This window comes from Geobacillus sp. FJAT-46040, assembly GCF_002335725.1.
GTDB lineage: Bacteria > Bacillota > Bacilli > Bacillales > Anoxybacillaceae > Geobacillus > Geobacillus thermoleovorans.
This window is the reverse complement of sequence record NZ_NISS01000001.1, coordinates 2,684,293-2,692,530: the sequence shown is the minus strand read 5'-3', so window position 1 is coordinate 2,692,530 and position 8,238 is coordinate 2,684,293. Positions and strand designations below refer to the sequence as shown.

Annotated in this window: 6 protein-coding genes and 3 pseudogenes; 7 read left to right on the top strand and 2 right to left on the bottom strand. The window is 50.7% G+C overall.

Annotated elements, in window-relative coordinates; all coding sequences use genetic code 11:
• The 4 genes and pseudogenes from CD000_RS14275 to CD000_RS14265 all read left to right on the top strand — a co-directional run.
• Positions 1–955 (top strand): IS1634 family transposase (locus CD000_RS14275; RefSeq protein ID WP_233130461.1); only part of this gene is annotated, 955 nt, incomplete at its 5' end.
• Between the two features lie 133 nt (positions 956–1,088).
• Entirely contained in the window at positions 1,089–1,547 is a 459-nt protein-coding gene (locus tag CD000_RS19265; RefSeq protein WP_158225562.1) for an RNase A-like domain-containing protein, read from the top strand.
• A gap of 5 nt (positions 1,548–1,552) precedes the next feature.
• Positions 1,553–1,858, top strand: a complete 306-nt coding sequence (locus CD000_RS14270) for a contact-dependent growth inhibition system immunity protein (RefSeq protein ID WP_019417960.1) — start codon at positions 1,553–1,555, stop codon at positions 1,856–1,858.
• 99 nt (positions 1,859–1,957) lie between these two features.
• A pseudogene (locus tag CD000_RS14265) lies at positions 1,958–3,405 on the top strand (IS66-like element ISBst12 family transposase).
• A gap of 217 nt (positions 3,406–3,622) precedes the next feature.
• On the opposite strand, the gene CD000_RS14260 reads toward CD000_RS14265, so the two are convergent.
• The gene (locus CD000_RS14260; protein WP_014194754.1) at positions 3,623–4,015 is read right to left on the bottom strand and encodes a hypothetical protein; all 393 of its coding nucleotides are present in this window, start codon (positions 4,013–4,015) and stop codon (positions 3,623–3,625) included.
• Positions 4,016–4,134: 119 nt separating this feature from the next.
• Between CD000_RS14260 and fumC the strand changes: the two genes are divergently transcribed.
• Both fumC and CD000_RS14250 read left to right on the top strand, forming a co-directional pair.
• Positions 4,135–5,505 (top strand): class II fumarate hydratase, encoded by a 1,371-nt coding sequence (gene fumC, locus CD000_RS14255; protein WP_069303971.1) that lies wholly within the window; start codon positions 4,135–4,137, stop codon positions 5,503–5,505.
• Between the two features lie 340 nt (positions 5,506–5,845).
• The gene (locus CD000_RS14250; RefSeq protein ID WP_233130460.1) at positions 5,846–6,709 is read left to right on the top strand and encodes a DUF4129 domain-containing transglutaminase family protein; all 864 of its coding nucleotides are present in this window, start codon (positions 5,846–5,848) and stop codon (positions 6,707–6,709) included.
• On the opposite strand, the pseudogene CD000_RS19615 reads toward CD000_RS14250, so the two are convergent.
• Positions 6,642–6,830, bottom strand: a pseudogene (locus CD000_RS19615) (hypothetical protein); the annotation flags it as partial. The gene CD000_RS14250 and the pseudogene CD000_RS19615 overlap by 68 nt on opposite strands.
• Before the next feature lie 191 nt (positions 6,831–7,021).
• Between CD000_RS19615 and CD000_RS14245 the strand changes: the two are divergent.
• A pseudogene (locus CD000_RS14245) lies at positions 7,022–8,238 on the top strand (ISLre2 family transposase); the annotation flags it as partial.

The window sequence follows — 8,238 nt, the reverse complement described above, 5'->3', positions numbered from 1 at the left end:
GATCACCCGAGGCCCTTCGTCGCTTCGGATCGTGAAACGGGCATTAGCGGAGGCCGATTCGCCTCACATCCCGTGGAGCGAACCCTTTACCCTGGCGGAGAGAAACGGCGCCACGTATCGGGTATGGGAAACATCCTCCACCTATGAAGGCCACCCCGTTCGGCTGATCGTCGTCGAATCGAGTGCGCTCGACCAGCGAAAAGGAAAGACGCTCGAAAAAGAACGAACCAAAGAAGCGGAGCTTCTTCGCGAGGAACAAGCCCATTGGGAGCGCCACCCTTTCTCGTGCCGGGAAGACGCTGAACAAGCCTTGGCGTCCCTCAAGATGTCCCTTCGCCCACGGTTTCATCAGGTCAAGGCCGCGGTCGAAGAGATCGTACGCCCGAAAAAACGGCGCGGACGGCCGAAAAAAGGGGCGGAACCCGAGATGGAGACGCGGTATCTCTTGCGCCTTGACGTCGAATTCGACCAAAACGCGTGGGAACAGGCGAGACGGAAAGCGTCCCGGTTTGTCCTTGTCACGACCGTTCCGAAGGAATGGAAGGGCCAACCCATGGATGCCCAAGAGATCTTGAAGCTATATAAAGGGCAGATCTCGGTGGAAATGAACTTCGCTTTTTTGAAAGATCCGTTTTTCACGGATGAGATTTACGTCAAAAAACCAGAACGGGTCGCAGTATTAGGCTATTTGTTTCTGTTGGCCTTGGCGATTTACCGCGTTTTTCAGCGCCGAGTGCGTCAGTTTATTACTCCAGAACATCCGTTGAAGGGTCCTGGAGGCCGCAAGCTGACCCGGCCGACGGGACAGGCGATTTTTCAGCTGTTTCAATATGTGAACGTCGTCCTGTTCAAGCTGCCGGATGGGCGCATCCAACGCTCACTGGATCGCTCCCTCACCCCTGAACAACGAAGGATTCTGCAGGGGTTGGGGCTGGATGAGAGCATTTACGTGTAACGTCATACGGAACGACCAGCGATGGTAAAAAAAGGATAGCCATCGCTCGTCGTGTTGGTCAAAAAGTTATTCTGAAAAACTAAATAAAAAATCCTTTGTTTTGACCTTGTTAGGGTGCGAAATGTGAGATGTAATCAAATCGACGGTAAGAAAAGGAACAGATAAAATTGATGATGCTGCAGTCAAATTCATTTCAGATAAAATAAACAATATTGACGCAGGAACATTATTAAATTATTCTGAAGATAAAGGTCATACAATTCTAAAACATGTTTCTTTAAAAGATAATGAATTAATTGATCGTATGAAATCAGAAAGAAAAGACGTAAGTACTTATACTAATAAAACTACTGCCAATAATGTGATTGAACTAACAATAAAAGCCAATGCTGATAAAATTGCTGATTGGCTGTTAAACTCCGAAAGTACAACATTAAGTCTAAATTATAAATATAAACATCCGGTGGGAAGAGGAGTTAAAAGGGGGGCAAATAAAATTGATTATGACCTAAGAAATACTTTCACATTATTAAAAAGAGATCCTAATTCTCCATATGGTTTTTATATTGTTACATCTTATCCGAAGTGGTGATGAATATGATGGAAATTGAGAGAAAATTTAAGACGCTTAAATACTTTGTAGACGGATATTATAATCAATCAATCGATGATCATGAATTTGACGACATGATTAGAGAATTTAGAGATGAAGAACCAGAGAGTTTGGTTAACGCATTAAGAGCTGAATTAGCTGAATTACAGAAACTAATAGACAATGGGGATAGAGAAACATTTAAAAAAGTAGAGATTTTATTGCATGATAATAGTTTACGATATATTGAGTTTGAAGATGGTCAAGCGTTTATTAATCGTGTTTTAAATGTTCTGGATAATAAAAACTAAAATAAAAAGTAACTATTCAGCCACATCATAAAGTGAGCTGAATATTTTCTTCTTTCCTTGTCTATGATGTGAATACTGATAGACAAGGAGGTGAATCGCATGTTGACGGTACAACAAGCTGTATTTACAGTTGAGAGCTTAATCGGCAAAGTCCAACAACAAAAACAGCTCATTCATCAACTCATTCAAGAAAATGAACATTTGCGTCACGAAAACAAACAACTACGCAAAGAAAATGAACAACTGAAGTACCGTGTTCAAGAGCTGGAAGCACGCACGAAAAAAACAGCTCCAATAGCCATTTGCCCCCATCTTCTGACCGTTTTGAGAAAAAGCGTTCCTCCCGCGAGCCGTCTGGCAAAAAGCCTGGTGGGCAAGAGGGACATGAGGGGAAGACGCTCCGTCAAGTGGAACATCCACATCATCGTGTCGTCCACCGTGTGCATACGTGTCAAGGATGTGGAGCTTCTTTGCGTGAAGTCAAACCGTTCAAAGTCGATATCCGTCAAGTGTTTGATGTCCCTCCTGTGGCGATCGAGGTGACACAACATGAACGTGAAGTGAAATCGTGTCCACATTGTCGATGCGTGCAACAAGCCGAATTCCCATCCCATGTCACGAATCATGTGCAATACGGTCCACGGCTCACGGCGCTCGTTGTTTATTTACATCATATCCAATTGATCCCGTACAAGCGTTTAAGTGATACAATCGAAGCGTTATATCAACACTCGATTAGTACGGGAACTCTTGCCAATATGGTGAAACGAGGACGCGAATCGTTGGAATCAAATATGGACATCATCGAAGACGCCTTACTTGAATCCAACATCCTGCATGTCGATGAAACGAGTTTGCGCATCAATGGGAAACTCGCATGGGTGCATGTCGCGTGTACATCGAGATATACATACTTGGCTCCTCACGCTTCTCGTGGAAAAAAAGCGACCGATGATATCGGGATTCTTCCCCGATATGAAGGGACGATGATGCACGATGCGTTCGGTACGTATCCGAAATACACACATGCCACCCATGCCCTTTGTCATGCCCACCATTTGCGTGAGTTAAAAGGATTCATCGAACAGGGGCATACGTGGGCGATGCGCATGACCACGTTTCTGTTAGCCGCCAAGCAAGCCGTCGAAGCCCATCACGGTGCACTTTCCGAAGAAGAAGCGAGACGGTGGGAACGAGTGTATGATCGCATCCTAGAAAGAGCACAACACCGATTAGAAACGATGACGCCTCTTCCGAAAAAAGCACTCGCTTTTGTTCGACGCCTTCAAAAACGAAAGGAAGAAGCGCTGCGTTTCTTACGTGAAGTACATGTTCCCTTTGATAACAACCAAGCCGAACGCGATCTTCGCATGGTCAAAGTCAAAGAGAACATTTCGGGTACGTTTCGCGAAGAAACATTCGCGCAGTCGTTTTGCATCGCAAGAAGCATCGTTTCCACACTGACGAAACACGAAAAAAACGTGTGGGATTCGTTATGTCTTCTGTTGGCAGGCGAAACGATCGATCGAGTTCTTTCCGCTACCTAGGGCATTTTCTATGACCGAAATGCCCTATTTGTGCTGGGCTTTTTTATACACTAGCACTGGGGTGAATAGTTACAATAAAAAAGGCGGAATATGAGCAACGAAAAGAGGCGGAGTGATCCGCCTTTTTTTTGACCACGTGACCACATTGTGACCACGAATTTAATCAAAAATTATATTTTTTATTGGATATTTAAACCTTACAAGTCTCTAAAAATCCCTATAATTCAACATTTAACAGACTTAAAGAAACTTTGATGTCCATTGATAAGCGATGGGCGGCATGATGTAATCCGCCTAGCGAAACAAAGAACACTGGGAGTAATCCCGGTGTTCTTTTTCTTTTTGCCGCTGGGCAGTAGTCAAATTGAACGTGAAGCTTTGCACTCGGGGCGGCAGGATGGAGCTTGAGTTCTTTGACGAGCAGCGGCGGGGCCGCAGCATCAGCAACCACTCCGCGGCGGCCTGTCGACCACGTATAAATCCCGAGCCGGTGGTCGACCGTTTCGCTGTTGATAGTCAACGTTAATGTAGGCAGCTTGATATCACCGAATGAACAGTCGGAAAGCCATAGAAGAAGCAAAATAAGAAGCGGGGCCCATCGTTTCTTCATTGTCGAACCATTCCCCTTCTTTGAATATAGGCGTCTTTTTAGCCGCTTCGTTGCGTTGATCCAGCTGAAAATGGGAATAAAAATGTAATGGGGATGTCGATGCAAAGGAGGACAACGCAATGAACGAACGAATCGAACGCGACTCGCTCGGCGAGGTGCGGGTGCCGGCCGATAAATACTGGGGGGCGCAGACGGAGCGGAGCCGGCAAAACTTCCGCATCGGCAAAGAAACGATGCCGCTTGAACTCATTTACGCCTATGCCGAGTTGAAAAAAGCGGCGGCCATCGTCAACCATCGAGCCGGGAAACTGAGCGAAGCGAAGCAGCGGGCGATTGTGGCCGCGTGCGAGGAAATTTTGGCGGGCCAATGGGATGACCATTTTCCGCTCGTCGTCTGGCAGACGGGAAGTGGGACGCAGACGAACATGAACGTCAATGAAGTCGTGGCGAGACGGGCGAGCGAGCTGCTGGATGAGGGGGAAGGGCGCATTCACCCAAACGATGATGTGAACATGTCGCAAAGCTCGAACGACACATTCCCAACTGTGATGCATATCGCGATCTTCACGAAGATCCAAACGCACCTCCTGCCAGCGCTTGATGGCTTGATCAGGACATTCGCGACCAAAGAACGCCAATATGGGAAGACGATCAAAATCGGGCGCACCCACTTGCAAGATGCGACGCCGCTCACATTTGGACAAGAGATTTCCGGCTGGCGGGCGATGCTAGAGAAAAGCAAAATGATGATTAGCGAAGCGGCCGACAAGCTGCTCGATTTGGCGATCGGCGGCACGGCCGTCGGCACGGGGCTCAATGCGCCGCCAGCGTTTGGCGAACAAGTCGCCAAACAGCTGCACGCTCAAACCGGCTACCCGTTCCGCTCTGCCGCCAACAAATTTCACGCGCTGACCAGCCATGATGAGATCGTGTATGTCCACGGAGCGTTGAAAGCGCTCGCCGCCGATTTGATGAAAATCGCCAACGATATCCGCTGGCTGGCGAGCGGGCCGCGCTCCGGGCTCGGGGAGATCACGATTCCAGCCAATGAACCCGGAAGCTCGATCATGCCGGGGAAAGTGAATCCGACGCAAAGCGAAGCGATGACGATGGTCGCTGTGCAAGTGTTCGGCAATGACGCCACGATCGGCTTTGCGGCGAGCCAAGGCAACTTCCAATTAAATGTGTTCAAACCGGTCATCGCCTATAACGCCATTCAGTCCGTGCAGCTGCTCGGCGATGTGATCCGCTCGTTTGATGAACGGTGCGCCCAAGGGCTGGAGGCGAACGAAGCGAAAATGAAAGAATACGTGGACCGCTCACTCATGCTCGTGACGGCGTTGAGCCCGCATATCGGCTACGACCGGGCGGCGGAAATCGCCAAGCTCGCCCATCGCGAAGGGTTGACGCTCAAGGAAGCGGCGTTGAAAACCGGGTATGTCACGGCGGAGCAGTACGAGGAATGGGTGAGACCGGAGAAGATGATTTAGTGGCATAAAACGCTGGGAGCGAACAGGGGGCTAAAAAACGGGGCTGTTCCAAAAGGTCGTCTGTCTTCAAGATCAACACAACTATACGAAACGCTCAGGCAGCGCGCATAGTAGTGGGGGACAAGGGTGTTCCGGTCTTCAGGATACGACGCCGGAAGCGGCGTCCTTTTTTTGTACCATGAGAACGAGGGTGTTCCGTTTGGGACACCCTCGTTTTCCGTTGTGACAGCCTTCTCGCCAGCTGGCTGCCTTGCATGAGGCAAATGTTAGGCAAACAGGCGAATAAGTTCATTAATCGACAAGACGGCAAACAGCGCCAAGCACAGGGCGAGCAACGCATTTGACAGCCAATGGTTCCTTCCTTCTGAACGGATACACGTACGAAACGACGGACGTCGCTGTTCCCGGGCCTGATCAAGATTACGTCGACCAGTTTTTATTTGAGACGAAGCAAGGGTATTGCGACAATTTTTCCACCTCGATGGCGGTGCTCGTCCGCACACTGGGCATTCCAGCGCGCTGGGTGAAAGGGTACACATCCGGACGGTTGGTTGGGGAACAAGACGGGCAATCGGTTTATGAAGTGCGCAACAACGACGCCCATTCATGGGTCGAAGTGTATTTTGAAGGCATCGGCTGGGTGCCGTTTGAACCGACGCAAGGGTTTGTCAATCCATATGCGTTCTCGCTTGCCGCTTCGAATCCAGAGGAGCCAGAACCACAGCTGCAGCCGGAAGAACGGGAAACGCCGCGTGTGCCGCTCGATCAATTACTTGAGCAACCTTCGACGGCACAGGGGGAGCATTGGTGGGAGAAGCTGGCGGATGTTTGGTCGTGGAAAATGGGGTTGACCGCGCTGGTCGTGTTGGCCGTGTTGGGCGGAGCGGCCTATGCGACAAGGCGGAAATGGTGGCCGCGCTTTACGCTGTTTCGGTTCCGCCGCCGGAAACTCGATGGGGCCGCCTGGCTCATTTCTGCGTACGGGGCGCTTCTTCGCCATTTGCAAGATTATGGACTTAAGCGTCGGCCGCATGAAACGCTGCGTCAATACGCCGCCGAAGTGGATCGCCTGTTTGAAACAGATGAAATGAATCGGTTGACGAAACTATATGAACGCGCCGTATACGGAACGGGAATCAAGGAAGCCAATGTCCGTGAAGCGGTGGAATTGTGGGAAAATTTAATAAAAAGGACGATCTCTTGACCGTATGCCGGCAAGTTGATAGAATGAACTCAAATTTGCATACGGATAGACGAAAGCCCTTCATCCTATTTCGCGCAGGAGACTCCCACTTCAACGACCAAAGGGAGTAAGTGGGAGAGGAAGTGTGAGTAAAATATTTGTGGGTGACATTCAGGAATGATTCCCCGACGAGGGTTGCGAACTTTTGTTCGCGACGCTCGTCGGGGCCACCAAGCGAAGCGCGGTAGAAAAAAGCAAATGTCATGCAAAAAGGACTCTCTCCCTGCTATGATGGTGATGACCAACATCCATAAAACAGGAGGGAGAGAGTCCATGAAACATCTTACCACAGAATGGCCTTTATTAAAAGAGCTGGAGGAACAATTAGTCAGAACTCTTCAAAAGGTGTTCGCTGTCTTGTTGGCGGCCCTTTTGGAGGAGATTGATCAACAACTGGCGGAAGCGCGGGACAAGCGCCGGTATCAGCTGAAAGACAAACGGCCGACCACGATCCAAACGCTGTTTGGAGAAGTGACGTTTCGACGGAACGACTACTATGATCGGCAGGCGGGGCGTATACCTTCTTGCTGGATGCCGAACTGGGCTTTGATGGAGCGCAGTCGATCAGCCCTTGCCTCGAGGAAACGGCGGTCGAGTTGGCCGTAGAGTGCTCTTCCTACCGCAAAGCGGCCCGTACGTTGGAGTCGATCGTGGGGTATGCGGTCATGAGTCATGAGGCAATTCGCCAACTGGTGCTGGAGGCCCCTGTCTCGCTGCACCGCCCTGTTTCCCAACGGCACGGCCGAGTGCTGTTTGTGGAGGCGGATGGACTCTGTTTCCCGCCAGGGGAAAGGGAAACGGGCGAAAGAGGAGAAAATCTTGGCGGTTCACGAGGGATGGAAACGAAACGGGTTGCAGCTTGAGCTGGTGAACCGGCGCCACTACCTCCATGAAGGGGCGGGAGACGTGTGGGAACGGTTCGAAGAGTGGCTGATGAAGGAATATGCCTATGACCCGTGCCGGGACCTTTTGATCATCAACGGCGACGCGGCGTCGTGGATCACGGCCTGCCGGGAGTATTTTGGGAAGCGGGCGTGCTTTCAGCTGGATCGATTTCATGTGGCGCGGGAGCTGCGTCAGTGTCTGTCCGGCCATCCGCGTTGGCGGGAGGTGCGGAAGAAGCTGGCGAAACAAGACGAAGAAGGACTTTTGGTCGAGCTGAACAGCGCGGTCGGCACGTTGGAGGACGAAGGCAAAGAACAACAGCTGGCCGCCTTGATTCGCCGGATCGAGTCGATGCCGGGATGCATCCGGGACTATCGGGAGTGGCTGTCGGAGCAAGGGGTGGAGACGACCGGCATGCGTCCGATGGGCCACGCCGAGAGCGTGATGAGCCGGTTTGCGCATCGGGTGAAATCCCGCCGCAGCTGGAAAGACCAAGGGCTTCGGGCGTTTCTGAGGGCGATGGCAGCCCGAATCGACGGGATTTGGCGGAGAAATGGGCAGTTGGTGGAGGAAGAAGAGACCCGAACGGCAGCCTCGGCCTCAAC

Excerpts from the sequence above, each read along its gene's own strand:
- CD000_RS14260 (WP_014194754.1), bottom strand. The coding sequence starts at position 4,015 with ATGAAGAAACGATGGGCCCCGCTTCTTATTTTGCTTCTTCTATGGCTT.
- CD000_RS14270 (WP_019417960.1), top strand. The coding sequence starts at position 1,553 with ATGATGGAAATTGAGAGAAAATTTAAGACGCTTAAATACTTTGTAGAC.
- fumC (WP_069303971.1), top strand. The coding sequence starts at position 4,135 with ATGAACGAACGAATCGAACGCGACTCGCTCGGCGAGGTGCGGGTGCCG.